25 protein-coding genes, 1 pseudogene and 1 riboswitch are annotated in these 25068 nt (G+C 75.5%); of the genes and pseudogenes, 17 read left to right on the forward strand and 9 right to left on the reverse strand.

Going from position 1 to position 25068, the window contains the following annotated elements; translation table 11 throughout:
* Window positions 1-31 precede the first annotated feature (31 nt).
* From ABD993_RS24340 to ABD993_RS24350, 3 genes are all read left to right on the forward strand, one after another.
* Window positions 32-1273 (forward strand): AI-2E family transporter, encoded by a 1242-nt coding sequence (locus ABD993_RS24340; RefSeq protein ID WP_345422876.1) that lies wholly within the window; start codon window positions 32-34, stop codon window positions 1271-1273.
* A gap of 133 nt (window positions 1274-1406) precedes the next feature.
* Window positions 1407-2012 carry an ATP-binding protein gene (locus tag ABD993_RS24345; RefSeq protein ID WP_345422879.1) on the forward strand — a complete coding sequence of 202 codons (606 nt, stop codon included), beginning with the start codon at window positions 1407-1409 and terminating at the stop codon, window positions 2010-2012.
* A gap of 208 nt (window positions 2013-2220) precedes the next feature.
* Entirely contained in the window at window positions 2221-2805 is a 585-nt protein-coding gene (locus tag ABD993_RS24350) for a DUF5709 domain-containing protein (RefSeq protein WP_345422882.1), read from the forward strand.
* Here the strand turns inward: ABD993_RS24350 and ABD993_RS24355 are convergent.
* Together ABD993_RS24355 and ABD993_RS24360 are read right to left on the reverse strand one after the other, a co-directional pair.
* A complete protein-coding gene (locus ABD993_RS24355; RefSeq protein ID WP_345422885.1) occupies window positions 2783-3199 on the reverse strand; it encodes an SsgA family sporulation/cell division regulator in 417 nt (138 codons plus the stop codon). The two genes, ABD993_RS24350 and ABD993_RS24355, sit on opposite strands and share 23 nt — an antisense overlap.
* 172 nt (window positions 3200-3371) lie before the next feature.
* Window positions 3372-3761 (reverse strand): hypothetical protein, encoded by a 390-nt coding sequence (locus tag ABD993_RS24360; protein WP_345422888.1) that lies wholly within the window; start codon window positions 3759-3761, stop codon window positions 3372-3374.
* Between the two features lie 168 nt (window positions 3762-3929).
* Here ABD993_RS24360 and ABD993_RS24365 point away from each other — a divergent pair, with 168 nt between their 5' ends.
* Window positions 3930-5615: an AMP-binding protein gene (locus tag ABD993_RS24365; RefSeq protein WP_345422891.1), complete on the forward strand. Its 1686-nt coding sequence runs from the start codon at window positions 3930-3932 to the stop codon at window positions 5613-5615.
* 114 nt (window positions 5616-5729) lie between these two features.
* Window positions 5730-5951 (forward strand): hypothetical protein, encoded by a 222-nt coding sequence (locus ABD993_RS24370; protein ID WP_345422894.1) that lies wholly within the window; start codon window positions 5730-5732, stop codon window positions 5949-5951.
* Here the strand turns inward: ABD993_RS24370 and ABD993_RS24375 are convergent.
* Entirely contained in the window at window positions 5939-6568 is a 630-nt protein-coding gene (locus ABD993_RS24375; protein ID WP_345422897.1) for a flavin reductase family protein, read from the reverse strand. The genes ABD993_RS24370 and ABD993_RS24375 overlap by 13 nt on opposite strands.
* Before the next feature lie 76 nt (window positions 6569-6644).
* Between ABD993_RS24375 and ABD993_RS24380 the strand changes: the two genes are divergently transcribed.
* On the forward strand, window positions 6645-7730 hold the full coding sequence (locus ABD993_RS24380) for a cobalamin biosynthesis protein (protein ID WP_345422900.1): 1086 nt from the start codon (window positions 6645-6647) through the stop codon (window positions 7728-7730).
* 4 nt (window positions 7731-7734) lie between these two features.
* On the opposite strand, the pseudogene ABD993_RS24385 reads toward ABD993_RS24380, so the two are convergent.
* Window positions 7735-8394, reverse strand: a pseudogene (locus ABD993_RS24385) (SURF1 family cytochrome oxidase biogenesis protein); the annotation flags it as partial.
* A 25-nt stretch (window positions 8395-8419) separates the two neighbouring features.
* Here ABD993_RS24385 and ABD993_RS24390 point away from each other — a divergent pair.
* From ABD993_RS24390 to cobT, 9 genes are all read left to right on the forward strand, one after another.
* Complete coding sequence (locus tag ABD993_RS24390) at window positions 8420-9943, forward strand: cobyric acid synthase (protein ID WP_345422903.1); 1524 nt, start codon at window positions 8420-8422, stop codon at window positions 9941-9943.
* Complete coding sequence (locus ABD993_RS24395) at window positions 9940-12237, forward strand: VWA domain-containing protein (RefSeq protein ID WP_345422906.1); 2298 nt, start codon at window positions 9940-9942, stop codon at window positions 12235-12237. Before ABD993_RS24390 ends, ABD993_RS24395 begins: the two co-directional genes overlap by 4 nt.
* Window positions 12238-12248: 11 nt before the next feature.
* Window positions 12249-12863 (forward strand): cob(I)yrinic acid a,c-diamide adenosyltransferase, encoded by a 615-nt coding sequence (gene cobO, locus ABD993_RS24400; protein WP_345422909.1) that lies wholly within the window; start codon window positions 12249-12251, stop codon window positions 12861-12863.
* A gap of 79 nt (window positions 12864-12942) precedes the next feature.
* Window positions 12943-14418, forward strand: a complete 1476-nt coding sequence (locus ABD993_RS24405; protein ID WP_345422912.1) for a cobyrinic acid a,c-diamide synthase CobB — start codon at window positions 12943-12945, stop codon at window positions 14416-14418.
* Window positions 14415-14867, forward strand: a complete 453-nt coding sequence (locus tag ABD993_RS24410) for a cobalamin biosynthesis protein (RefSeq protein WP_345422915.1) — start codon at window positions 14415-14417, stop codon at window positions 14865-14867. Before ABD993_RS24405 ends, ABD993_RS24410 begins: the two co-directional genes overlap by 4 nt.
* 82 nt (window positions 14868-14949) lie before the next feature.
* A complete protein-coding gene (cobA, locus tag ABD993_RS24415) occupies window positions 14950-16161 on the forward strand; it encodes a uroporphyrinogen-III C-methyltransferase (protein WP_345422918.1) in 1212 nt (403 codons plus the stop codon).
* Window positions 16158-16757 (forward strand): histidine phosphatase family protein, encoded by a 600-nt coding sequence (locus tag ABD993_RS24420; protein WP_345422920.1) that lies wholly within the window; start codon window positions 16158-16160, stop codon window positions 16755-16757. Before cobA ends, ABD993_RS24420 begins: the two co-directional genes overlap by 4 nt.
* Window positions 16718-16838, forward strand: a riboswitch (cobalamin riboswitch). Its footprint overlaps the gene before it by 40 nt.
* 55 nt (window positions 16839-16893) lie before the next feature.
* A complete protein-coding gene (locus ABD993_RS24425; RefSeq protein ID WP_345422923.1) occupies window positions 16894-17253 on the forward strand; it encodes a hypothetical protein in 360 nt (119 codons plus the stop codon).
* Window positions 17250-18959, forward strand: coding sequence for a nicotinate-nucleotide--dimethylbenzimidazole phosphoribosyltransferase (gene cobT, locus ABD993_RS24430; protein ID WP_345422926.1), 1710 nt, complete (start codon window positions 17250-17252; stop codon window positions 18957-18959). The genes ABD993_RS24425 and cobT overlap by 4 nt, the downstream gene beginning before the upstream one ends.
* On the opposite strand, the gene ABD993_RS24435 is transcribed toward cobT, so the two are convergent.
* The 3 genes from ABD993_RS24435 to ABD993_RS24445 form a co-directional block, all read right to left on the reverse strand.
* Window positions 18960-19106, reverse strand: a complete 147-nt coding sequence (locus ABD993_RS24435) for a hypothetical protein (protein WP_345422929.1) — start codon at window positions 19104-19106, stop codon at window positions 18960-18962.
* Between the two features lie 69 nt (window positions 19107-19175).
* Window positions 19176-20699 (reverse strand): DNA polymerase IV, encoded by a 1524-nt coding sequence (locus ABD993_RS24440; protein ID WP_345422932.1) that lies wholly within the window; start codon window positions 20697-20699, stop codon window positions 19176-19178.
* A gap of 17 nt (window positions 20700-20716) precedes the next feature.
* Window positions 20717-21229, reverse strand: a complete 513-nt coding sequence (locus ABD993_RS24445) for a DsbA family protein (protein WP_345422935.1) — start codon at window positions 21227-21229, stop codon at window positions 20717-20719.
* A gap of 34 nt (window positions 21230-21263) precedes the next feature.
* Between ABD993_RS24445 and nhaA the strand changes: the two genes are divergently transcribed.
* Window positions 21264-22598: a Na+/H+ antiporter NhaA gene (nhaA, locus tag ABD993_RS24450; RefSeq protein ID WP_345422938.1), complete on the forward strand. Its 1335-nt coding sequence runs from the start codon at window positions 21264-21266 to the stop codon at window positions 22596-22598.
* A 24-nt stretch (window positions 22599-22622) separates the two neighbouring features.
* Here the strand turns inward: nhaA and ABD993_RS24455 are convergent, their stop codons facing one another.
* Entirely contained in the window at window positions 22623-23300 is a 678-nt protein-coding gene (locus ABD993_RS24455; protein ID WP_345422941.1) for a 4'-phosphopantetheinyl transferase family protein, read from the reverse strand.
* Window positions 23301-23479: 179 nt separating this feature from the next.
* Window positions 23480-23668, reverse strand: a complete 189-nt coding sequence (locus tag ABD993_RS24460; protein ID WP_345422944.1) for a hypothetical protein — start codon at window positions 23666-23668, stop codon at window positions 23480-23482.
* Window positions 23669-23904: 236 nt separating this feature from the next.
* Here ABD993_RS24460 and ABD993_RS24465 point away from each other — a divergent pair, with 236 nt between their 5' ends.
* Entirely contained in the window at window positions 23905-25020 is a 1116-nt protein-coding gene (locus tag ABD993_RS24465; RefSeq protein WP_345422947.1) for an NAD(P)/FAD-dependent oxidoreductase, read from the forward strand.
* Window positions 25021-25068: the final 48 nt, after the last annotated feature.

The raw sequence follows: 25068 nt of genomic DNA on the forward strand, positions 1-25068 counted from the left end.
GATCAGGGGCAGGGGGAACAGGGTGGCCGGAGTGGCGGGCGTGGTCGGGGAGGGTGAGCCGGTCGACGACCGCGGCGGCTCGGACGAGGGCGGCCGGGTGCATCGCGTCGACCACGGCGGGCCGGACCCGGTCGGTCCGCGGCCGAGCGCCCCGGCGACCCGCGAGCGCGGGCAGGTGATCGAGTCCGGCGTGGCGAAGCTGGCCCGGTGGAGCGGGCGGATCCTGCTGATCGCGCTCGGCCTGGTGCTCGTCGGGCTGCTCGTCGGGCAGCTGTGGTCCATCGTGCTGCCGACCCTGCTGGGCGTCATCATCGCCACCGTCCTGCGGCCGCCGGTGCGCCGGCTGGTCGACCACCGCGTCCCGCCCGCGCTGGCGGCGCTGCTGGTCCTGCTGGTCACCGTCGTGGTGATCGGCGGGGTGATCGCGGGGTTCGCCCCGCAGGTCGCGGGCCAGTCGGACGAGATCGTCTCGGGCGTGGCGGGCGGCATCCAGCAGATCCAGCGGTGGCTGGAGGGGCCCCCGTTCAACCTGGGCGACGGGCAGCTCGGCACGATCCTCGACCAGGCCGTGCAGCAGGTGCAGGCCAGCGCCGCGACGATCGCGGGCGGCGTGCTCACCGGGGTCGGTGCGTTCGCCTCCGGCCTGCTCAACGTCGTGCTGGCGGTCATCCTGGCGTTCTTCTTCGTCAAGGACGGCCCGCGGTTCCTGCCCTGGCTGACCCGCGCGACCGGGCCGAAGGCCGGCGGACACCTCAGCGCCGTGCTCGAGCGCTCGTGGCGCACACTCGGCAGCTTCATCCGCACCCAGGCGCTCGTCGCCCTGGTCGACGCGGTCTTCATCGGGATCGGGCTCGCCGTCCTCGGCGTCCCGCTGTGGCTGCCGCTGGCGGTGCTGACCTTCTTCGGCGGGTTCGTACCGGTGGTCGGAGCGTTCGTGGCGGGTGCGCTGGCGGTGCTGGTCGCCCTGGTCACCCAGGGCCTGACCGTCGCGCTGATCACACTGGCGATCATCGTGGCCGTGCAGCAGATCGAGGGCAACGTCCTGCAGCCGATCCTGCAGAGCCGCAGCATGGGCCTGCACGCGGCCGTGGTGCTGCTGGCGGTGACCGCGGGCGGCACGCTGTTCGGCATCGCCGGGGCGTTCCTGGCGGTGCCGGTCGCCGCGGTGGCCGCGGAGGTGCTGCGCTACATCGGCGAGCAGATCACGGCACGCAGCACCCCCGCCGCGGCGGCGGACCCGGACGAGCCCGTGGACGATCCCTCCCCGTCCTGAGCACTGCTCCGGTGGGTGGTCGACGGGCACGACGAACGGTGTCACGGGCTCGGCCGGCGGTGTTTCGAGACCCCCCGAACACGGAGATCCTGGAGGGACCGGCTCGATCCGTCATCGTCCCCACGGAGAGTTCATGCTCAGCCAGTCGGACTCGCTCCCCCCGACCGACGCCCCCACCAGCACCGACACCGACCCGCAGGACCTCAGCGCCGAGGCGCTCGCCGTGCTCTCCACCCAGCGGGACGACGAACCCGAGACCGAGCTCAGCGGCGCGGGCATCGAGTACGTCCACCGCAGCTGGCCCGCCGACCCGGAGCAGCTCTCGGTCATCCGGCACGAGCTGCGCCGCTGGCTCGAGCCGCTGCGGCTCAGCGGGGACGAGGTCGACGACGTCGTGCTCGCCGTGGACGAGGCCGTCGCCAACGCCGTCCGGCACGCCTACCCCGAGGACGGGTTCGGCGAGGTCGAGCTGACGCTGTGGACCGAGGGTTCCGAGACCTCCGCCGACGGCGGGGCGCTCTGCATCGAGATCACCGACCACGGCAGCTGGCGCGGTGTGGACTCCGTCACCGCGGACTCGCAGGGTGGGCGGGGCATGCTGTTGATGCAGCACATGGTCGAGACCGTGCTGGTGCACTTCGACGGGCGCGGCAGCCGGGTGCTGCTGCGCCACCGCTTCGGCGCCCCCGCCGCGAAGCGGTCCGCCGAGCAGGACCGGGCGCCCCGCCACGCTCGCTGAGCGCCCGCCGCAGCCGGGACGAGGGGCGGGACCGGGTCCGTGCGACCGGCCCGGACCGCCCCTCGTGCCGCCTCGGGCCCGGTGGCCGTGGCCGACGGGGCGCCGGGCCGCCCGCGTTCGCCGCCTCCGGCCGAAGCCCATCGCCTGGACGATGATGTCCGGGGGTGGCACGTGGTTGTGCCCGACGGTCGCGGGGTACGCGGGGGACATGCCTGACGAGACACCCGACACCGGCGCCGACATGGCCGACGCCCTGCAGCTCGACCCCGGGGAGACGCTGACCGAGGGCGACCCGTTGGACGCCGGGTACTCCCCGCCGGACCGGCCGTACGCCGTGGAGGACCCCGCGATGACCGGGACGGCCGAGACGCTCGACGAGCGGCTGAGCCGCGAGCTGCCGGAGGAGTCCGGGCCCGTGGACGACGACCGGACCGGACGGCTGGCGGCGGCCGAGACGGGCGCCGACGGGAGCGCGACGGACGACGCGGACGCCCGGGACGTGGGCGTCGACGGGGGAGCGGCGGCGGCCGAGGAGGCGGCGGTGCACGACACGGAGACCGGCATCGAGCCGGTGGTGGACGACTCGCCCGCGGGGGACCCCGAGGTGGCGGAGGCGTTGGAGGAGGAGGAGCGGCCCGCGGCGGCACAGGCGGACGCGGAGCGGGACTACCGGTCGGAGACCCCGCCGCAGGAGCCGGGTGCGCGGCGGATCGACGCGAACCCGGACACCGGGGGAGTCCCCGACGTCGACGGGGCCCGCGACGCGGGCGTCACTCCGGGCAGCTGGAGGTGAGCCGGGCGATCACCCGGTCGAGATCGAGGGCCTCGGACTCCTCACCGAACGCGACGACCTCGCTGCTGGACTCGACGAAGTGCCGCAGCAGGTCGCGGTCGACCTCGAGCACCGCCCGGCCGTCCGTGGAGCGGATCTCGATCTCGACGATGTCGTAGCCCTGCACGAGCTGCGGGCTCATCCGGATGTCGCCGAAGCCGGCCGGACCGCTCAGGGCGTCCCGCACGAGGTCGCGGGCGACGAGCCACTCGACCCAGCGGTCCTGCCTGGTCCGGACGGCGAGGGTGACGGCGTAGGGGTCCTCCGCTGTGTACGACCAGCGCGTGACGACCGGCGCCGGCTGCCCGTGCAACACGGTGAACATGTCCTGCTGGACCGAGTCGCTCCCGATCATCTCCGGGCCCCCTGACCTGTCGTGTTGGGCCGAACGGCGGTGTCCGTGCGGCTTCACCCGGGGAATCGGTGCGGGGGCCCGGAACGCATCGCTCCGGGCCGGCTTTCACCCGTACTGGTGACGAGGGCGTGTCCCTCACCGGGGACACCACCGCCCCGTGGGGAGACTCGTCCTAGTCGCGGGTCGCCGTGGAGACGACCCAGATCCCGGTGGCGCCCGCCCGCACGGGCTGGACCAGCGTCAGCGTGGCGGAACCCTGCGGGTCGGTCAGCGCCACCGTGCCCGGTGCGGTGCTGTGCGGCTCGGGGTCCGTCCAGCCCCAGGTGGTCGTCGCGTAGGTGAGCGCGACCTCCTCGGGATCGAGCGTCCAGGGCTGGGAGCCGCGGTCGACGTCGTCCTGCAGGGTCTGCGCCGCGGCCTGCTCGGTGACCGGCCAGAGCAGGGCGGTCCCGGTCGGCGCGGCCTGCGGGACGGTGGTCTGCGGGGTCTCGATCCGGGTACGGGAGTTCCCGCTGCCCGCGCAGCCCGCCACCAGGGCCAGCACGGCGGTCGTCAGGGCCATTGCGGCGCGCCTCGTCACGGTCACGCACGGTAGCGACCGGGGCGGGGTCCCGCACGCGACGCTCCGGCCACGTTCGAGGGGTGGCTGTCCCGACGGTCAGGTGGCGGGGGGCGCCCGGATCGTTAGGGTCGGCGGCGCAGCGTCAACGGCGATCAACGAGGTGGAAGAGTGTCTGAGAGCAGCACCCGGTTCTACGCGGCCCGGGACCTCCTCCTGGCGAACCGCACGGACTACGACACCGCGGTCCGCGACTTCGCCTGGCCCGAGCTGGACGAGTTCAACTTCGCGCTGGACCACTTCGACGCCGTCGCCGCCGATCCCGAGCGGGGTGACCGCAAGGCGCTGTGGATCGTCGAGGCGGACGGCGCGGACGCGTCCTGGACCTACCGGGAGATGGCCGAGCGCTCGAACCGGGTGGCGAACTGGCTGCGGGACGAGGGCGTCGCGCGGGGCGACCGGATCATCCTGATGCTCGCCAACCAGCTCGAGCTGTGGGAGACGCTGCTGGCGGCGATGAAGCTCGGCGCGGTGGTCATCCCGGCGACGACGCTGCTGACCGCCGAGGACCTGCGGGACCGGGTGGACCGGGGCCGGGCGAAGCACGTGATCGTCGGGGCGGGGGACACCGCCAAGTTCGACGACGTGCCCGGCGACTACACCCGGATCGCGGTGCGGGGGGCGCCGAAGGGGTGGCGGGACTACACCGAGGCCTACGACAGGAGCACGGTGTTCCTCCCGGACGGCCCGACGAAGGCCACGGACACGCTGCTGCTCTACTTCACCTCCGGCACCACCGCGAAGCCGAAGCTGGTGGAGCACACCCACCAGTCCTACCCGGTCGGGCACCTGTCCACGATGTACTGGATCGGGCTCGAGCCCGGGGACGTGCACCTCAACATCTCCTCGCCCGGATGGGCCAAGCACGCCTGGTCGAACGTGTTCGCGCCGTGGCTGGCCGAGGCGACCGTGCTGGTCATGAACTACACGAAGTTCTCCGCCGAGGAGCTGCTCGGCGTGCTGGACCGCTTCGGGGTGACGTCGTTCTGTGCGCCGCCCACGGTCTGGCGGATGCTCATCCAGGCGGACCTCACGGGCCTGCGCACGCCGCCGCAGAAGGTCGTCGGCGCGGGCGAGCCGCTCAACCCCGAGGTGATCGAGCAGGTCGAGAAGGCCTGGGGGCTCAAGATCCGGGACGGGTTCGGGCAGACCGAGTCGTCCGTGCAGATCGCCAACCCGCCCGGGGCGGCGATCAAGCCGGGCTCGATGGGGCGGCCCATGCCGGGCTTCCCGATCGTGTTGGTGGACACCGTGTCCGGGGAGCCCGCGGACGAGGGGGAGATCTGCATCGACCTGTCCCGGCGCCCCGTCGGGCTGATGGTCGGGTACAGGGACGATCCGGAGCGCAACGCCGAGGCGATGGCGGGCGGCTACTACCACACCGGGGACGTCGGGTCCCGGGATGCGGACGGCTACATCACCTACGTGGGCCGGGCGGACGACGTGTTCAAGGCGTCGGACTACCGGATCTCCCCGTTCGAGCTGGAGAGCGTGCTGATCGAGCATCCGGCGGTGGCGGAGGCGGCGATCGTGCCGTCCCCCGACCCGGTGCGGCTCGCGGTGCCCAAGGCGTACGTGGTGCTCGCGGCGGGGTACTCGCCGGACGAGGCCACGGCCCGGGACATCCTGCAGTTCGCGCGGGACAACCTGGCCCCCTACAAGCGGATCCGCAGGCTGGAGTTCGCCCAGCTGCCCAAGACGATCTCGGGCAAGATCCGGCGCGTCGAGCTGCGCGGGCGCGAGGGCGAGCTGCACGCGGACCCGACCGCCACCCCGTCGGGGGAGTTCACGCTGTAGTCGCGGGGGTTCCTCGGGCGGGGCCGCGCTCGTCCGGTAGGCATTGCGTCCGGCGAGGATCGGCTCGGGGCGAGTGGACCGGGGCGGTGCGGTGGGTTCGGCGAGGGGGCAGGCATGACCGGTGGCGGCGGCGGGTACACGCCGGGGGACGGCCCCATGGCCGGGGTGCTGGCGGGGATGCCGGAGGTCGTCACCCGGCTGCTGGACGAGCACGTCCCGGACCGGCTCGGCCGCTGCACCGCCTGCCGCAACGCCGGGTCCGGGATGGTGTGGCCCTGCACGCTGCACCAGATCGCGACCCGGGCCCAGGCCCTGCGGGCGGACTACCCCCGGTAGTGGCCGGGCCAGTCCCGGTGCGGGATCCGCGTGATCTCCAGGATCTCGCCGAGGGTGGACCACTCGTTGCGGCCCAGGCGGGCGAGCGGACGGAGCTTGAGCGGGCTGGGCAGGGTGTTGCCCCGCGCGTCGGTCTCGAAGACGTCCTCGTCGATCGCGGCGTGCAGCACCCGGCCGATCACCACGGTCGAGTCGCCCAGCTCCAGGACGTGCTCGGTGCGGCACTCCAGCGCGACGGGTGACTCCGCGACGCGCGGCGGCGCGACGGTCAGGCTCGGCTCGGCGGTGAGCCCGACCTCGGCGAACTCGGACACCTCGGCGGGGAAGTCGGTCGCGGTGGCGTTGATCTTCTCGAACAGTGTCTCGGTGGCCAGGCACACCACGAACTCGCCGGTCTCGCGGCAGTTGCGCAGCGAGTCCTTCCTGCCGACCGAGGTGAACTGGACCATCGGCGGGTCCACGCAGGACACCGTGAAGAACGAGTGCGGCGCGAGGTTGTCGACGCCCGCTGCCGAGCGGGTGGAGACCCACGCGATCGGGCGGGGCACGACCACGCTGTTGAGGATCTTGTAGAATGCCCCGGCGCCGAGCTCTGCGGGGTCGATGTCCTTGCGCATGCCCCGATCATGGACCCGCCCGTCCTCCGCCGCCGGCCCGGTGGGGCCGGTGCGGGGGCCGGTAGCGTCCCGAGTCATGTCGCGGACCCGTGCGCTCGGCCTCGCTCTCGGGGTGGTGGCCGACCTGGTGTTCGCCGATCCCCGGCGGGGTCACCCGGTGGCCGGGTTCGGGCGGGTCGCCGCAGCGCTGGAGCGGCGGGTGTACGCGGACTCGCGGCTCGCCGGGGCGGGGTACGCGGCCGTGCTGGTGGGCGGTGCGGTGCTGGCGGGGGTGGGTCTGCGGCGGGTCGCCGCGGGGGAGCCGGGCCCGGTCGCGGACCACCTCTGCTCCGCCCGCGTGCGTGCGGGCGGGGAGGTGCTGGTCACCGCGGCGGCGACGTGGGCGGTGCTCGGCGGGACCTCGCTCGTCCGGGAGGGTGCCGGGCTGGCGTCCTCGCTCGACGCCGACGACCTCGCCGCCGCCCGCGCCCGGATCCCCCACCTGTGCGCGCGCGATCCCGAGTCGCTCGACGCGGCGGGGATGGCTCGCGCGGGGGTGGAGTCGCTGGCGGAGAACACCTCCGACGCGGTGGTGGCGCCGCTGTTCTGGGGCGCGGTCGCCGGGGTGCCCGGCCTGCTCGGCTACCGCGCGGTCAACACGCTCGACGCCATGGTCGGCTACCGCTCGCCGCGATACCTCCGTTTCGGGTGGGCCCCGGCCCGGCTGGACGACCTCGCCAACCTCGTCCCCGCCCGGCTCGCCGCACTGCTCACGGCCGCGGCGGCACCGGTCGTCGGCGGTCGCCCGGCGGCCGCGCTGCGGGCCTGGCGGCGGGACGCCCGCGAGCACCCGAGCCCCAACGCCGGTCCGGTCGAGGCGGCCGCGGCCGGGGCGCTCGCGATCCGGCTGGGCGGGCGGACCGAGTACACCCACGGGACCGAGGAGCGGCCGTCGCTCGGCGACGGTCCCGCCCCGACGACCGCCGACCTGCACCGGGCCGCGCGGCTGTCGCGGGCGGTGGGGCTGCTGGCCGCGGTGGTCACCGCGGCGGCTGCGGCTCCTGGTCGCGGCCGGACAACGCGTCCCGGATGCTCGCCCTGCGCTCGCGGCGGCCGCGCCGCTGCAGGACCTCGAGGCGGACGAAGTACCCCAGGGCGACCAGGGCGATGGCGCCGAAGGTGAGCCACTGCAGGGCGTAGGAGCCGTTGGTGAACGGCGCCGCGGTCGTGGGGGTGGAGACCGGGATGGGGGTCAGCACGCCGGGCTGGTCCGCGGCGAGCTGCACGTAGCCCTGGACGACCTCCGACAGGTCCGTCGCGGCGGCGAGCTGCCGGGAGTCCGCGGCGTAGATCTGCAGGTGCCCGGCCTCGGTGAGGGGTGGGCGGCCGGAGCCGTCCGTCTCGTTCACCCGGAGCCTGCCGGTCAGGGTGACCGGTCCCGCGGGCGCGGCGGCGAACGACGGGACGGTGCGGCCCTCGTCCGTCGCGACGGTCCCGCGGTCGACGACGACCACCCGACCGTCCGTCAGCCGGACGGGGGTCAGCACCTCGGAGGCGGGCTTGCCGTCCACGACCCGCAGCCGCACGAGGGCCTCGGCCTCGGGCAGGTACTCGCCGGTGACGCTCACCTGCCGCCACTCGTCCGCCGGGTCCACCACGGAACCGGGCACCAGCGCGGCGAAGGGGACCGGGGGCGCGGTGTTCGCCGCGGAGATCGCCTGCTCCTGCGCCTGCCGCTGCTCCTCGCGACCGAACTGCCACGGCGCCAGCAGCGTGTAGCAGGCCACCACGAACCCGACGACGACCACGACGAACGCGATCCAGCCGGGCCGGAGCAGGAAGCGCATGACTCCCAGCGTAGATACTGGCGCCGTGAATCCGCACGGTGCCCTGCTCGTGGCCGGGACGACGTCCGACGCGGGCAAGAGCGCGCTCGTCGCGGGACTCTGCCGGTCGCTGTACCGCCGGGGGATCCCGGTCGCGCCGTTCAAGGCGCAGAACATGAGCAACAACTCGATGGTCACGCCGGACGGCGGCGAGATCGGCCGGGCGCAGGCCATGCAGGCGCACGCCTGCGGGCTGGAGCCGAGCGTCGACCTGAACCCGGTGCTGCTCAAGCCGGGCAGCGACCGGACCTCGCAGGTCGTCGTCCGTGGCCGGGCGGACGGGCACGTCTCGGCACTGTCCTACCGGACCCGGACCGCGGCGCTGCGGGAGGTCGTCGTCGACTCGCTGACCCGCCTCCGCAGCCGCTACGACGTGGTGGTCTGCGAGGGCGCGGGCTCTCCGGCGGAGATCAACCTGCGGGCCACCGACCTGGCCAACATGGGGCTGGCGGAGGCGGCGGACCTGCCGGTCGTGGTCGTCGGGGACATCGACCGCGGCGGGGTGCTCGCCCACCTGTTCGGGACCGTCGCCGTGCTGAGCCCGGCCGACCAGGCCCGGATCGCCGGGTTCGTGATCAACAAGTTCCGCGGCGACCCCGCGCTGCTCGCCCCCGGCCTGGACCGGCTGCGGGACCTGACCGGGCGGCCGACGTTCGGCGTCGTGCCGTGGTCGGACCGGCTCTGGCTGGACGCGGAGGACTCGCTGTCCGCGGTCGCCGACGGCGTGCTCGGGCGGCCCGCCCCGCCGCGGGGCGAGCAGTGGCTGCGCGTCGCGGTGGTCCGGCTGCCGCGGATCTCGAACGCCACGGACGCGGAGGCGCTGGCCTGCGAGCCGGGTGTGGCCGTGCGATACGTGACGGAGCCCTCCCGGCTGCTGGACGCGGACGTCGTGCTGCTGCCCGGGTCCAAGGCGACGGTCAGCGACCTGGCCTGGCTGCGCGCGTCCGGGCTGGCGGACGGGATCGCGGCGCACGCCGCCGCGGGCGGGCCCGTGGTGGGCATCTGTGGCGGGTACCAGATGCTCGGGCGGCGGATCAGCGACTCCGGGGTCGAGTTCTCCGGGGAGGTCGACGGGCTCGGGCTGCTCGACCTGGAGATCGTCTTCGACGCCGAGAAGCACCTCGGTACACCGACCGGGACGGCGCTCGGTGAGCCGGTGACCGGCTACGAGATCCACCACGGGCGGGTGGTGCGGTCCGGCGACCCCGGGCTGGTCGGGTCGGAGGGCTCGGACCGGGGACACGTCCTCGGCACGCACTGGCACGGGCTGCTGGAGAACGACTCGTTCCGCAGGGTGCTGCTGCGGCGGCTCGCCGCCCTCTCCGGACGGACGGGGTTCGAGGTCGCGCCGGACACGTCGTTCGCGGCGGAGCGGACCGCCCAGCTCGACCTGCTCGCGGACCTCGTCGACACCCACCTCGACATGCCCTCACTTGAGCATGTGATCAGTCACGGTGCGTCTCCCGAGCTGCCGGTCGTGGCCTCCGGTCTGGCAGAGTCGCGGCGGTGAGCGAGCGGGCGAGCGGAGAATCGGCACGGGGCTTCCCCTTCTCGGCGGTCGTCGGGCACGACGACCTGCGCCTCGCCCTGTTGCTCAACGCCGTCCATCCCGGGGTCGGGGGCATGTTGGTGCGGGGCGAGAAGGGCACGGCCAAGTCGACGGCGGTGCGGGCGCTGGCGGCGTTGCTGCCCGCGGTGGCGGTCGTCGACGGCTGTCGGTTCTCGTGCGACCCGGCGTCCCCGGACCCCGCCTGCCCGGACGGCCCCCATCCGGAGGCGGAGCGTGCGGAGCCGACCATCGGCACCGTCGCGGACGTCGATCTCGACGACCCGATCGGGCTGGTGGAGCAGGTGGTGGGCGGCGGGTCCGCGCACCGCCCGGCGCGGCTCGTCGAGCTGCCGGTGGGGGCGACCGAGGACCGGCTCGTCGGCTCGTTGGACCTGGAGCAGGCGCTGTCCGCGGGCACCCGGGCCTACCAGCCCGGGCTGCTCGCCGAGGCCCACCGCGGCGTGCTCTACGTCGACGAGGTCAACCTGCTGCACGACCACCTCGTCGACCTGCTGCTCGACGCCGCGGCGATGGGCCGCGCGCACGTCGAGCGAGACGGCGTCTCGGTCACCCACGCCTCGCGGTTCCTGCTGGTCGGGACCATGAACCCGGAGGAGGGGGAGCTGCGGCCGCAGCTGCTGGACCGCTTCGGGCTCACCGTGGAGGTGCGGGCGGCGCGCGAGGTGGACACGCGGGTGGAGGTCGTCCGGCGGCGGATGGCGTACGAGGCGGACCCGGCCGGGTTCGCGGCGCGCTGGGCCGAGGCGGACGCGGCGGTCGCGCGGCGGATCGTGGCCGCCCGGTCCCGGGTGGACTCGGTGCTGCTGAGCGACCGGGAGCTGAGCCGGATCGCGTTCGTCTGCGCGCGGTTCGACGTGGACGGGATGCGCGCCGACCTGGTGATCGCGCGGACCGCCGTGGCGCACGCGGCCTGGCGGGGCGTCGCCGCGGTCGACGAGTCGGACGTGCGGGTCGCGGCGCGTCTCGCACTGCCGCACCGCCGCCGTCGGGACCCCTTCGACGAGCCGGGGATCGACGAGAAGGACCTCGACGAGGCCCTGCGGGACGCCGAGGACTTCCTCGGCCCCGAGGACGACGGGCCGGAGGACGACGGGCCCGAGGACGGCGGCCCCGAGGACGACGGGCCCGGGGGTGGGGAGCGCGATCCCGACGGGCCCGAACCCTGCAGCCCCGAGGGTGCCGACTCCGGAGCCGATCCCGACGGCGCGGGGCCGGATGGCGCGGGCGACGGTGCAGCGGACGGCGGGGGCGGCGGCCCCGCCGCGCCGGCCGAGGGGCCGCCGCCGCCCGCGGATCGGGACTCCTCCTCGTCGGAGGCGTCCGACGTCGAACGTCCTCCGTCGGACACCTCCATCGGGCCCGCCCCCGCCGAGCGCCCCACGAGCACGGGTGTCGGCAGCGCGGTCGGGACCGGCGAGGTCGCCCGGCTGGACCGACGCGCGGCGCGCCGGTTCACCGTGCCGGGCGTGGGGGAGGGGACGCCGGGGCGACGGTCTCGCGCCCGCACCGACACCGGCCGGGTCACCCGGCCCTCGGACGGCACCCCGCGGCGGGCCGCCGACCTGCACCTGCTCGCGACCGTCGCGGCGGCGGCGCCCTTCCAGATCGAGCGCGGTCGACGGGGACCCGGGCTGAGCCTGCGGCGGGAGGACCTGCGCGGCGCGGTCCGCGAGGGGCGCGAGGGCAACCTCGTGCTGTTCGTCGTGGACGCCTCGGGGTCGATGGCCGCGCGGCGGCGGATGCAGGCGGTCTCCGGGGCGATCCTCGCCCTGCTGCGAGACGCCTACCAGCGCCGGGACAAGGTCGGGCTGGTCACCTTCCGCTCGGCGGGCGCGGAGCTCGTCCTCCCCCCGACGACGAGCGTGCCGACCGCTCAGGCCCGGATGGCCGCCTTGCGGACCGGCGGGCGGACCCCGCTGGCGGACGGGCTGCTGCTCGCCCGGCGCGCGCTGCAGGCCGAGCGGGTGCGGGACCCGCGGCGGCGGCCGCTGGTCGTGCTGTTGACCGACGGCCGCGCGACCGTGCCCGCCAGGCCCGGCGGGGATCCCGTGGCGGACGCCCGTCGTGCCGCGGGGCTGCTCGCGGCGGACGGGGCGCACGTCGTCGTCGTGGACTGCGAGTCCGGGTTCGTGCGGCTCGGGCTGGCCGGGCGGGTCGCCGCCGCCGCGGGTGCCCCCGTGATCACCGTGGACGAGCTGACCGTGGCGGACCTGACCGCCGCCGCGTCGGCGTAGAGGAGAGCGCGATGCCCCAGGGTCAGGTCTCGGCGGTCCCGCAGGACGGCCTCACCACCCGCCAGCGCCGCAACCGGCCGCTGCTGGTGGTGCACACCGGTGCGATGAAGGGGAAGTCGACCGCGGCGTTCGGCATGGCGCTGCGCGGCTGGAACCAGGGCTGGTCGATCGGGGTGTTCCAGTTCGTGAAGTCGGCGAAGTGGAAGGTCGGCGAGGAGGAGGCGTTCCGCGCGCTCGGCCGCGTGCACGCCGAGACCGGCGAGGGCGGACCCGTCGAGTGGCACAAGATGGGGTCCGGCTGGAGCTGGACGCGCAAGGCGGGCACCGAGTCCGACCACGCCGCGGACGCGCTCGAGGGCTGGCGAGAGATCCGCCGCCGGATCGAGAACCGGGTCCACGAGGTCTACGTGCTCGACGAGTTCACCTACCCGCTCAAGTGGGGCTGGGTGGACGTGCACGAGGTCGTCGAGGTGCTGAACGCCCGGGAGGGCCGCCAGCACGTGATCATCACCGGCCGGGACGCCGCGCCCGAGCTCATCGAGGCCGCCGATCTCGTCATGGAGACAACCAAGATCAAGCACCCGATGGACGCGGGGCAGAAGGGGCAGCGGGGGATCGAGTGGTGAGGACCCGCGAGTCCGCCCCCCGCTCCCGCGAGTCCGACACCGGGGCGCCCGAGTCGGACGGCTCGGGTCGGGGGTCGTCGTGACCCGCGCGCTCGTGGTCGCCGCACCCGCCTCCGGCTCGGGCAAGACCACCGTCGCGACGGGGCTGATGGCCGCGCTCGCCCGCCGGGGCACCGCCGTCGCGCCGTTCAAGATCGGCCCGGACTACATCGACCCCGGCTACCACACCCTCGCCGCCGGGCGGCCGGGCCGGAACCTCGATCCCGTGCTCGTCGGAGCCGACCGGATCGTCCCGCTGGTGCGCCACGGGTCCGCGGGCTGCGAGATCGCCGTGATCGAGGGCGTGATGGGCCTGTTCGACGGCCGGGTGTCCGACGGCACCGGGTCGACGGCGCAGGTCGCGGGGCTCGTCGGGGCGCCCGTGGTGCTCGTCGTGGACTGCCGGGGGCAGTCCCGCTCGCTCGCGGCGCTGCTGCACGGCTTCCGGTCCTTCGACCCGGACACCGCGCTCGCCGGCGTGATCCTCAACCGGGTCGGGTCGGCGCGGCACGAGGAGGTGCTGCGCGCGGCGTGCGTCGAGGTGGGGCTGCCGGTGCTCGGCGCCCTCCCGCGGCGCACCGAGCTGGCGGTCCCGTCCCGGCACCTCGGGCTGGTCACCGCCGCCGAACACGGCCGGGCCGCGCTCGCCGCCGTCGACGCGATGGCCGACCTGATCGCCACCCACGTCGACCTCGACGCCGTCCGCCAGGTCGCGAGGCCCCTCGCGCCGGGCGACACCTGGGACCCGACCGAGGCCGTGTGTCCGACTCACCCGGCGGAAGTGGGGGACTCGGGTGGCGGGAGTGGGGGACTCGCGGGGGTTGTCCGCGAGCCCCTCACCCCCGACCCGCGAGCCGGACAGCACAGCCCGCGAGTCGGACAGCACAGCCCGCGAGTCGGACAGGGCGGCGTCCGAGTGGGACGGCGGGTGGTGACCGCGATGCTCGGGGGGCCCGCGTTCTCGTTCGGGTATGCCGAGCACGTCGAGCTGCTGGAGGCCGCGGGGGCGGAGGTGGTGATCGTCGACCCGTTGCGGGACGAGGGCCTCCCCGACGGGACGGGCGGGCTGGTGCTGCCCGGCGGGTTCCCGGAGGAGCACGTCGCGGCGCTCGGCGAGAACGTGGCGCTGCTGCTCGCGATCCGGGACCTCGCCGCGGCGGGTGCGCCCATCCGGGCCGAGTGCGGGGGCCTGCTCTACCTCTGCCGCGAGCTGGACGGGATCCCGCTGGTCGGGGCACTGGACGCCACCGCGGCCATGACCGGGCGTCTCACCCTCGGCTACCGCGAAGCGGTCGCGTTGACCGACTCCACCGGGTTCGCCGCGGGGTCCCGGACGAACGGGCACGAGTTCCACCACTGCGTCGTCACCCCGCGGGCGGGGCGCACCCCCGCCTGGGGGTGGCGGGGGAGCGAGCCGGAGGGGTTCGTGCAGGGCGGGGTCCACGCCTCGTTCCTGCACACCCACCCGGCCGGGGACCCGGGCGCGGTCACCCGGTTCGTCGCGGCCCACCGATGATCGTCGTCGGGATCGGGGCGCGGCGCGGCGTCTCGGCGGCCGAGGTGCGGGCGGCGCTGGCGCACCTCGCCGCGCGGGTCCCGCTCGACGGCGCGGTGTTCGCCTCCGTGGACGCCAAGGCCGCGGAGCAGGGCATCCTCGACGCGATCGCCCCCGCGACGCTGCGCACCCGCCCGGCGGCCGAGCTCGCGGCGGTCCATGCCGCCGGGGCGGCGCTCGAGCGGCCCGCCGCCGGTTCCGGGTCGGCAGGGTCGGCCGAGTCCGCCGCCGGGTCCGCGGCGCTGCGGTCGGGTCGGGGGAGCGCGCGGGCGGACGCCGCCGTCGGGACGCCGAGTGTCGCGGAGGCGGCGGCGCTGCGGGTCGCCGGGGCGGGGGCGGTGCTGCTCGTGCCGAAGACCGTCGTCGGGCGGGTCACCGTGGCCTGCGCTTCGGGCCAGGGTGACGTGTGATACCCCCGTGGGGTAGTCGGCTCGGGACGCCTCTCCGGCCATCTATGCTTCCGGACGCCACAGACTGGGAAGGAACGAGCGCGTGACCGAGCACGACCAGTACCTCGTCGGCCTCGATCTGGGGGGCCGCAGGGTCGTCGTCGTCGGGGGTGGGCAGGTCGCGCAGCGGCGGGTGTCCCGGCTGATCGCGGCGGGCGCCCTCGTGGAGGTGGTGTCCCCGGAGGTCACCCCGGCCGTCGAGGGGATGGCGACCGCGCGGGAGATCACCTGGACCCCCCGCGAGTACGTCGACGGAGATCTCGAAGGCGCCTGGTACGTCCTCGCCTGCACGGACGATCCGCAGGTCAACGCGGCCGTGGGGGTCGAGGCGGAGCGCAGCCGGATCTTCTGCGTGCGCGCGGACGACGGCAGTCTCGGCACGGCCGTCACCCCCGCCACCGGCCGGTACGACGGGCTGACCGTCGGCGTGCTCGCCCGCGGCGCGCACCGCCGCTCCGCCGCCGTGCGGACCGCGCTGGTCGAGGCGCTGCAGGCCGGGGTGGTGTCGGACTCCGCCGAGCCGGTGCTGCCCGGCGTCGCGCTGGTGGGCGGCGGGCCCGGCGACCCGGAGCTGATCACGGTCCGCGGGCGGCGGCTGCTGGCGCGGGCGGACGTCGTCGTCGCCGACCGGCTCGGCCCGCGGGACCTGATCGAGGAGCTGGGCCCGGACGTCGAGGTGATCGACGCCTCCAAGATCCCCTACGGCCGGGCGATGGCCCAGCAGCGGATCAACGAGCTGCTGGTCGAGCACGCGAGGGCCGGGAGGTTCGTGGTGCGGCTCAAGGGCGGCGACCCGTTCGTCTACGGCCGCGGGTTCGAGGAGGTCCAGGCCTGCACCACGGCCGGGGTGCCGGTGACCGTCGTACCCGGGATCACCAGCGCGTTCGCCGCGCCCGCGGTCGCGGGCGTCCCGGTCAGCCACCGCGGGGTGGCGCACGAGATCGTCGTGGTGTCCGGGCACGTCGCGCCCGGGGACCCGCGCAGCCTCGTCGACTGGACCGCGCTCGGGCGGATGACGGGCACGATCGTGCTGATGATGGCCGTCGAGCGGATCGGCCTGTTCGCGGACGCGCTGATCACGAACGGCCGTGCCGCGGACACCCCCGTCGCGGTGATCCAGGACGGCACCACCCGCATCCAGCGCACGCTGCGGTCCCGGTTGGACGCGGTCGCCGCGGACATCGAGGCGCACGAGATCAGCCCGCCCGCGATCGTCGTCGTGGGGCCGGTGGCGGGGCTGTCGGACCGGGGGTGACCTGGCTCGTCCGGCACGGCGAGTCCACCTGGAACGCCGCCGGGCTCCTGCAGGGCTCGACGCGCCACGTCGGGTTGACCGCGCGGGGGCGGGCGCAGGCGCGGGCCGCCGCCGCGGAGCTCCGTCGGCTCCTCGTCGGTCCGGCCACCTCCGCAGGCGCCGCCGTTGCGGAGGTCCCGGCCCACCGGATCCTCACCAGCCCGCAGCGCCGCGCGGCGGAGACCGCCGAGATCCTCGCGGGGGTGCTCGGCCTCCCCGTTCACGAATGCCCCGAGCTGCGGGAACAGTCGCACGGGGCGTGGGAGGGGCGGCCCGCCGCGCCCTACGCCCCGCTGCTCGCCGCGGCGGGGCCGGACTGGGCGCCGCCGGGCGGGGAGACCTTCCGGGCCCTGTGTGCCCGGGTGCGGGGGCTCGACCCGACCGGTGCGGTCCTCGTCACGCACGGGGAGACGATCCGGGCGATCCTGCGTGATCCGCGCTGTCGGATCCCGCACAACGGTGAGGTCCTGCTTGCGTCCGCGACTCCCGCGTGGTCTGGTTCGGGGGACGGCAGTGCAGGAAACCGGTGCGAATCCGGTGCGGTCCCGCCACTGTGACCGGGGAGCGCGTCCCCACGCCCGACCACCCTCGCCGAGGGGAAGGTCGGGGGCGCGTGCCGATCCGGGAGCCAGGACACTCGCGGCCGTCGCCGGTGATTCCACGATGAGGGCGCGGACCCTCGAGGAGGCCACGATGTCCGGTCATGTCGTCGTGCTCGGTGTCGGCGCGGGTGATCCCGACGCCGCGGGGGGTGCGGACCTGCTGGCGGCCGCGGACCACGTGTTCGTCGTCCCGCAGGTCGAGTCCGAGGTGTTGTTCTACGCCGAGGCCTGGCGGGTCGAGGCCGTCGAACCCGCGGGCGCGGTCCAGGCGGTGAGCGCGGTGCTCGCGCTGGAGGGGCCCTGCACGGTGGCCGTCGCGGTGGCGGGGGACCCGACCGCGGACCCGGCCTGGCGCGCGGTGGTCGACGGGCTGCGCGTCGCGGTGGACGCCGAGGTGTCGGCGGTCCCGGGTGTCGCGGTGGTGCCCCCGAGGCTCTCGCCCCTGTGGTGAGCCTGTACGAGGCCGTCCACGGCAGGCGGGACGTCCGCGCCGGCTTCCTGCCGGACCTCCCGGTCGCCGACGACGTGCTGGTCCGAGTGCTCGAGGCCGCGCACGCCGCGCCGAGCGTGGGGTTCTCGCAGCCCTGGGACTTCGTGGTCGTGCGGGACCGCGGGACGCGTGCCCGGGTCGCGGAGCTGGTCGCGCGGCAGCGGGAGGCGTTCGCCGCGTCGCTGCCGCGGGCCCGGGCCGAGGCGTTCGCCGCACTCAAGGTCGAGGCCGTGCTGGACACCCCGGTGAACGTCGTGGTCACCAGCGACCCGACGCGGGGTGGCAGGCACACCCTCGGCCGTCACGGCAGGCCCGAGATGGCCGCCCACTCGACCGCCGCGGCCGTGCAGAACCTGTGGCTGGCGGCGCGCGCCGAGGGGCTGGGCGTCGGCTGGGTGAGCTTCTTCGACGACGACGGGCTGCGCGCGCTCGCCGAGCTGCTGGGGCTGCCCGGGCACGTCGAGGTCGTCGCCTACCTGTGTGTGGGGCACGTGCGGGAGTTCGCCGCCGAGCCCGAGCTGGCCCGCGCGGGCTGGGCGCGGCGGCGGCCGCTGCGCTGGGCCGTGCACTCGGAGCGGTACGGAGACCGGGCGCTGCCCGGGGAGGTGGCCATGAGCCTGCTGGACGAGACGGTCGCGGAGATCACCCCGGCGTCGGCCGAGGCGGCCGCGGAGGCGCGGGACCGGCTGGACCGGATGACCAAGCCGCGGGGCTCGCTCGGCCGGGTGGAGGACCTGGCCGTGCGGCTCGCGGCGATCGCGGGGCAGTGCCCGCCGCCGGTGCCGGAGCCCGCGGCGGTCGCCGTGTTCGCAGGCGACCACGGGGTGCACGCGCAGGGGGTGTCGCCGTGGCCGCAGGAGGTCACGGCGCAGATGGTCGGGAACTTCCTGGCCGGGGGCGCGGTGGTCAACTCCTTCGCCCGCCAGCTCGGGGCCGAGGTGTGCGTGGTGGACGTGGGTGTCGCGGCACCCCTGGACCCCGTCCCGGGCCTGCTGCCCCGACGGGTCCGGGCAGGCACCGCGGACCTCTCGGTCGGGCCCGCGCTGTCCCGTGCGGAGGCGCAGCAGGCCGTCGAGGTGGGCATCGAGGTCGCCCGCGACCTCGTCGCCGCCGGGAACCGGCTGCTGGTCACCGGCGACATGGGGATCGCGAACACGACCGCCGCCGCGGCGCTGATCTGCGCGGTGACCGGGGCCTCCGCGGCCGAGGCGACCGGGCGGGGCACCGGGATCGACGACGCCACCCTGGCCCTGAAGACGGACGTCGTGCAGGCGGCGGTGGACCGGCTGACCCGGGAGGACGGGCTCGACCTGCTCGCCGCGTTCGGCGGGCTGGAGCACGCGGGGCTCGCCGGGTTCGTGCTCGGCGCGGCCGCCCTGCGCGTCCCCGTCCTGCTCGACGGCGTCAACGCCGGCGCCGCCGCGCTGGTCGCCTCCGTGCTCGCCCCCGACGCGATCGACTACTGCGTGGCCGGACACCGCTCCGCCGAACCCGGGCACGCCCTCGCGATGGCGCACCTCGGCCTCGACCCCCTGCTGGACCTGGGTATGCGGCTCGGGGAGGGCACGGGCGCCCTCCTCGCCCTCCCGGTCGTCCAGGGCGCCGCCCGCGCGCTCGCCGAGGTCGCCACCTTCGACGCCGCCGGGGTCGCCGACAAGGACGCCTGATCAGCCGGTCGGCGGGAGGCGCTCGAGGATGACCCGGAGGGTGGCCTCGATGCCGTCGAAGCGTTGGTCGACGGCGTCGAAGCGCTGGTCGGTGTGGGTGGCCGGGGCACGGACGTCCTGCCGGACCTCGGTGACCAGCTCGTACACGGCGGCGATGTCGTTGTCGTACCTGCCGAGCCTGCGCTCGAGCTGCTCGCCGGAGGTCGTGTCGGGAGGCTAGCCCGAGGCCGTCGGACCGTGGGTCGGAACGGGGAGGTCCGCGGCGAGCGTCGCCGTGGCCTCGGCGGGGAGCAGCCAGCTCTCCACCGGGTCGGCGACGGACAGGTCCGGGTCCGTGACCGCGAACGACCGCGCCCGGCCCGGGCCGCTCGCGCGGGTCTCGAAGCGGACGGTGACCCGGCCCTTGCCCGCGCCCTGCACCCAGCCGTGCCCGAACTCGGGATGGGTCACGTCGTCCCCGGCCCGCCAGGGATCCGCCGGGTCCCGCGGGGCGCCCCGGCCGCCGGGGCGGGGGCCGAACTCGGTCCCCGGTTCGGGGTGCTCGCCCGCCTCGACCGTGATCGCCGTGCCGCCGTTCGCCGGGCTCGGGCCCCAGGCCGCCGCCCCGCCCCCGACCCCTACCTCGCCTCCGGCCCCGCCGGGGTCGCTCGGCGACACCGCCACCCACCCCGTCTCCGACGGCACCGCCTCGAACAGCGCCGGGGGCGGCGACTCGGACAGCCCGGACAGCGACACCCCCACCAGCCGCACCCCGCCCTCCGGCACCGCCGACCCGGCCAGCCGCTGGGCGACCGCGGTGAGCACGCCGAGATCGGTGGAGGCGAAGGCGGTGGTCTCGGAGCGGGTGTGGGTCTCGAAGTCCGCGTTGCGGGCCTTGACCGTGACCGTCCGCGCCGCCCGCCCGTCGAGCAGCAGCCTGCGGTGGGCCGCGGCGGTCATCCGCGCCACCTCGGCCAGCACCGACGTCATGTGCGTGAGGTCGTGCTCGAACGTGGTCTCCGCCGAGATCTGCTTCGCCGCACCCCGCGGCGCAACCGGGCGCTCGTCGATCCCGCGGGCGAGCCGGTGCAGCTCCGTGCCCATCGCCGTGCCGAGCACACCGGTGACCTCGCGCGGGTCCATCGCGGCCAGCGCCCCGATCGTCTCGATGCCCACCTTGCGCAGCGACGCCTCGGCCACCGGCCCGACGCCCCACAGCGACCGCACGGGCAGCGGGTCCAGGACGGACCGTTCGACGGCGGGGTCCACCACCCGCAGCCCGTCCGGCTTGGCGAGCTCCGAGGCGATCTTGGCCACCTGCTTGCCCGAGCCCGCGCCGACCGAGGCGGGCAGCCCCGTCCGGGCCCGGACCGCCGCGCGCAGCGCGACGCAGAACTCCTCCACCTCACCCGCCGACGCCCCCACCAGCGCGGGCGGCTCCAGGAACGCCTCGTCCACCGACACCGGCTCCAGCACCGGCGCGGCCTCCCGCAGCACCGCCATGACCTCCTGCGAGATCGCGGAGTACAGCGGGAACCGCGGCGGCAGGACGGTCGCGTGCGGGCAGCGCCGCCGGGCCTGCCCCATCGGCATGGCCGAGCGGGCCCCGAACACTCGCGCCTGGTAGCTGGCCCCCGCCACGACCCCGCGCCCACCGGTCCCGCCGACGAGCACCGGCCGGTCCGCCAGCGTGGGCCGGGTCAGCTGCTCGACGGAGGCGAAGAACGCGTCCATGTCCAGATGCAGCACCCAGCGACCCACACCCCCATTGTGGCGCGCTACTCCGACAGAAGTGCGTCCACCAGCCGCTCCACGCTCACCGGACCCCGGTAGACCTCGCCGTTGACGTAGAGCGTGGGCGTGCCGCGCACCCCGCTGCGGACCCCGGAGTTGAAGTCCGCCTCCACCCGGTCCTCGACGGCGCGGGTCCGTGGCCACACGACCTTGTCCGGGTCCACCCCGGCGTTCAGGGCGTGCTCCCGCAGGTCGGCCTGGGTGAGCCGGGGCGGGCCGGGGGCGTAGAGGCTGGCGTGCATCGGCCAGAACCGGCCCTCCAGCGCCGCCATCTCCGACGCCGTCGCCGCGGCCAGCGCGTGCGGGTGCAGCTCGTGCAGCGGGAAGTGCCGGAAGGCGAACCGCAGCCGCTCGCCCAGCTCCTGCTGCACCTTCTCGATCACCGGGGCGGCGTCCCGGCAGTAGGGGCACTCGAAGTCCCCGTACTTCAGCAGCGTGAGCGGCGCGTCGGCGTGACCCTGGACGTGGTCGTACGGGCCGAGTGGCGGATCGAGCACGGATTCCCCTCTGGGGCAGGATGTCCGGGTGGCGGTGACGACCTTAACCGAGCGCGGCGAGCTCTCCCGCGCCGCGAGGCAGTTCCTCAGCACGGAGTCCGGCTCGGCGGTCCTGCTGATCGGCGCGGCCGTCGTGGCGCTGCTGTGGGCGAACCTGCCGCTGGGCTACGAGGCGTTCTGGCACATGCGGCTGTCGATGACCGTCGGCGGGGCGGCGCTGGACCTGGACCTGCGGCACTGGGTCAACGACGGGCTGATGGTGCTCTTCTTCTTCAGCGTCGGGCTGGAGATCGCGCGGGAGATGACCCTCGGGGAGCTGCGCGGGGTCAAGGCGATCGCCGCCCCGGCCGCCGCGGCGCTCGGCGGGCTCGTGGTCCCCGCGCTGCTGTTCCTCGCGTTCAACGCGGGCGGCGAGGCGTCGAACGCCTGGGGCATCGCGATCTCCACCGACACCGCGGTGCTGCTGGGGGTGCTCGCGCTCGTCGGGCCGCGCTGCCCGGACCAGCTCCGGGTCTTCCTGCTCGCCCTGGCGATCGTGGACGACATCGGCGCGGTGATCGCGATCGCGATCTTCTACACCGAGCAGGTGAACGTCGGCGCGCTGCTGCTCGCCATCGTGCTGTTCCTCGCCCTGCTGGGGCTGCGGTACGTCCGGTTCTGGCGCACACCGTTCTACGCGGTCATCGGGGTCGTGATGTGGGTGGCGGTGCTGGCCTCCGGCGTGCACCCCAGCGTGGTCGGCGTGGCGCTGGGCCTGCTGGTCAACGCCTACGCCCCGCGCAGGCAGGACATGAAGCGTGCGCTCATGGTCGGCAAGACCTTCATCCTCGACCCGACGCCGGAGCGCGCCCTGGCCGCGCAGGCCGCCGTCACCGAGGCGATATCGCCGAACGAGCGCCTGCAGCTGAAGATCCAGCCCTGGTCCAGCTACGTGATCGTGCCGCTGTTCGTGCTGGCCAACGCCGGCGTGGTGCTGACCTCCGAGACCCTCGCCTCGGCGTTCACCTCACCGCTGACCTGGGGCATCGTCGCCGGGCTCGTGCTGGGCAAGCCGATCGGCGTCACGCTCGGGACCTGGGTCGCGCTCAAGACCGGGTTCGGCCGGGTGCCGGACACCCTGCGCTGGGGCCAGCTCTTCGGCGGCGCGGGTCTGTCCGGGATCGGGTTCACCGTCGCACTGTTCGTGACCGAGCTCGCGCTGGACGACGAGCTGCTGGTCAGTGAGGCCAAGATCGGCATCCTGACGGGCTCGATCCTCGCCGCCGTCGTCGGCTGGCTGATCTTCCGGCTGGCGGGGGAGCGGGGTGGGCAGTGCTCTCCGAGTGGCCTGCCGACCCTGCCCCCGCGCCCCTGGCGCCCCGTCGACTGAGCGCGTCCCGGGCGGCAGTGCCGCTCAGCGACTCCCGGGCCGCCCGAGTGGCGCGGCCAGCAGGGCGTCGCCGTCGTGCGTGCGGACCTCCGGCGCCTCCGGGCCCAGGCCTGCGACCGCGGCGGGATGGGCCGGGCCCGCCTCGAGGTCGACGAGCCACACCTCCGCGGGCCCGTCGGTCCACGTGACCACCCGGGACCCGGCCAGGGTGATGGCGTTCATCGGGCTGGACAGGCCCTCGCCGGTGGCCTTGAGCAGCGCCTCCTTGCGCGTCCACACGCGCAGGAACGCGGGCCCGTCGGCGGGGCGGTGCTCGGTGGGGGACAGGGCGTGGCCCGCGAGGCCGTCGAGGTCGCCCAGGTCGCGGTGCTCCTCGACGTCCAGGCCCACCGGACCGGCCGCGCTCACCGCCACCCCCACCCGGTCGCCGGAGTGGGTCAGCGAGAACTCGACCCCGGGCACGGTCGGCTTGCCGTGCGGCTTCCCGCACCGGCAGGTCCGGTCGATCGTGAGCGCGGCGGGGTCGCCGCCGAGCCGCGAGGCCAGGACCAGCCGCGCCAGCGCGTGCGCGGCGAGGTAGCGGGCCTGATCGGCGGACCTGCGGAAACGATGCAGCCGCTCCTGCTCGTGGGCGTCCAGCAGGCCCACCAGTCCCGGCGCCTCGGTCGGGGAGACGGGCCGCGCCCACCAGACGTCCACCACGCCCCCCAGCGTAGGCCGTGGCCCGCAGCAGTGATCAGACGCAGCAGTGATCAGACGCAGCAGTGATCAGACGCAGCAGTGATCACACGCAGCAGTGATCGCACGCAGCGGTGATCACCGCTCCGGACACACGACGCGGCGGGACCGGGCCAGGAGACCCGGCCCCGCCGCGACCCGACTCAGCCGCTGCGACGGGCGGCGAAGTCGGTCCGGGCGTGCGCCGGTTTGGTCAGCGCGGCGCCCGGCCTCCCGTCGCGCGGCGGAACGCGCGACGGGGTCGTGCCTTCGGTGGCCTTGCCGCGCCGCGCGGCGCGGCGGGCCGCACGGTTGGTGGGCTCGGCGGTGGACGGGGACGGGGTGGCGCGCATGAGGACCTCCCGGAGGGAAGAGGGGCGCCCGGGCGGCGCATCGCCCCGTGTCGCAGGCATGCCGGTGCCAGTCGGTTCCACGGGGGTCGTGCCGCCACAGCGAGGGCGGCCCGGACGGATCAGGTGGGACGGTGTGGGGCGCGGTGCGGACCGCGCCGACTCACAGGGTGATCAGGTCCATGCCGCAGGACGGTACGGGCGCCCCGCGGGGCCCGCCACCGAATTACCGTGGTCCCGTGCAGACCCCCGACGTGATCGTCATCGGCGGCGGCATCGCAGGCGCCTCGGTGGCCTACGAGCTGGCCGCGAGCCGCACGGTGCTGCTGCTCGAGGCCGAGGCGTCGCTGGCGATGCACTCCACCGGCCGCTCCGCCGCGACCTACATCCCCGGCCACGGCACCGCGACCTTCCGCGCGCTGATCCGGGCCAGCGCCGCGCGCTTCCCCGCGCTCGCCGAGGAGCTCGACGCCCCGCCCTTCCTCCGGCCGCTGACCACGGTCTTCACCGCCCTGGACGCGGACGGTGAGCGCGAGCTGGAGGTCCTGCAGCGCGAGTGGTCCGCCGAGCCGGACGGCCCGCGGCCGCTGACCGGCGCCGAGACCGACCGGGCCTGCCCCGGGCTGCGTGGCTCCCGGGCGGGCGCGATCGTCCAGGCGGCGGACGCGGACGCGATCGGCCTGCACGGCGCCTACGTCCGGGGGCTGCGCCGTCGGGGCGGGTCGGTCCGCCGGGGCGCCCGGGTCACGGGGATCGAGCCGGTCGGGGGCTGCGGCGGGGGGATCGCGGGCTGGCGGGTGGAGACCGCGACCGACGGCTGGACGGTGCCGGACGTCGTCGTGGCGGCCGGGGCGTGGACGGACACCCTGGCCGGGCTGGCAGGCGTGCGCGGCGCGCGGCTGCAGCCCTACCGCCGCACCATCGCGATCTCACCGTGCGCCGTCCCGGCGGGCATGCCGATGCTGATCGACGCCGCCGACCGCTTCTACGCCAAGCCCGAGGGGGACGCGCTGCTGCTGTCGCCGAGCGACGAGACACCCGTCGGACCCGGGGACGCGAAGCCGGACGAGCTGGACGTCGCGTCGGCGCTGGAGCGGACCGAGGAGGCCCTGCACCTCGGTCTGCGCTCGGTCCGGACGGCGTGGGCCGGGCTGCGGACCTTCGCGCCGGACCGCGACCCCGTCGTCGGGAGCAGGCCGGAGCATCCCGGGTTCCACTTCTTCGCCGGGCACGGCGGGTCCGGGATCGAGTCCGCGCCCGCGCTGGCCGCCCTCGGCGCGGCGGTGCTCACCGGCGCGCCGGTGCCCGCGGACATCCCGGTCACGGCGGCGCGGGTCTCCCCGGCTCGGCTCTGAACGTTACACCGGGCGCCTCGGTGTAAGCGGGCGGCGCGGTCGTCGGGC

The sequence above is a fragment of the Pseudonocardia xishanensis genome (genome assembly GCF_039541715.1).
Taxonomy (GTDB): domain Bacteria; phylum Actinomycetota; class Actinomycetes; order Mycobacteriales; family Pseudonocardiaceae; genus Pseudonocardia; species Pseudonocardia xishanensis.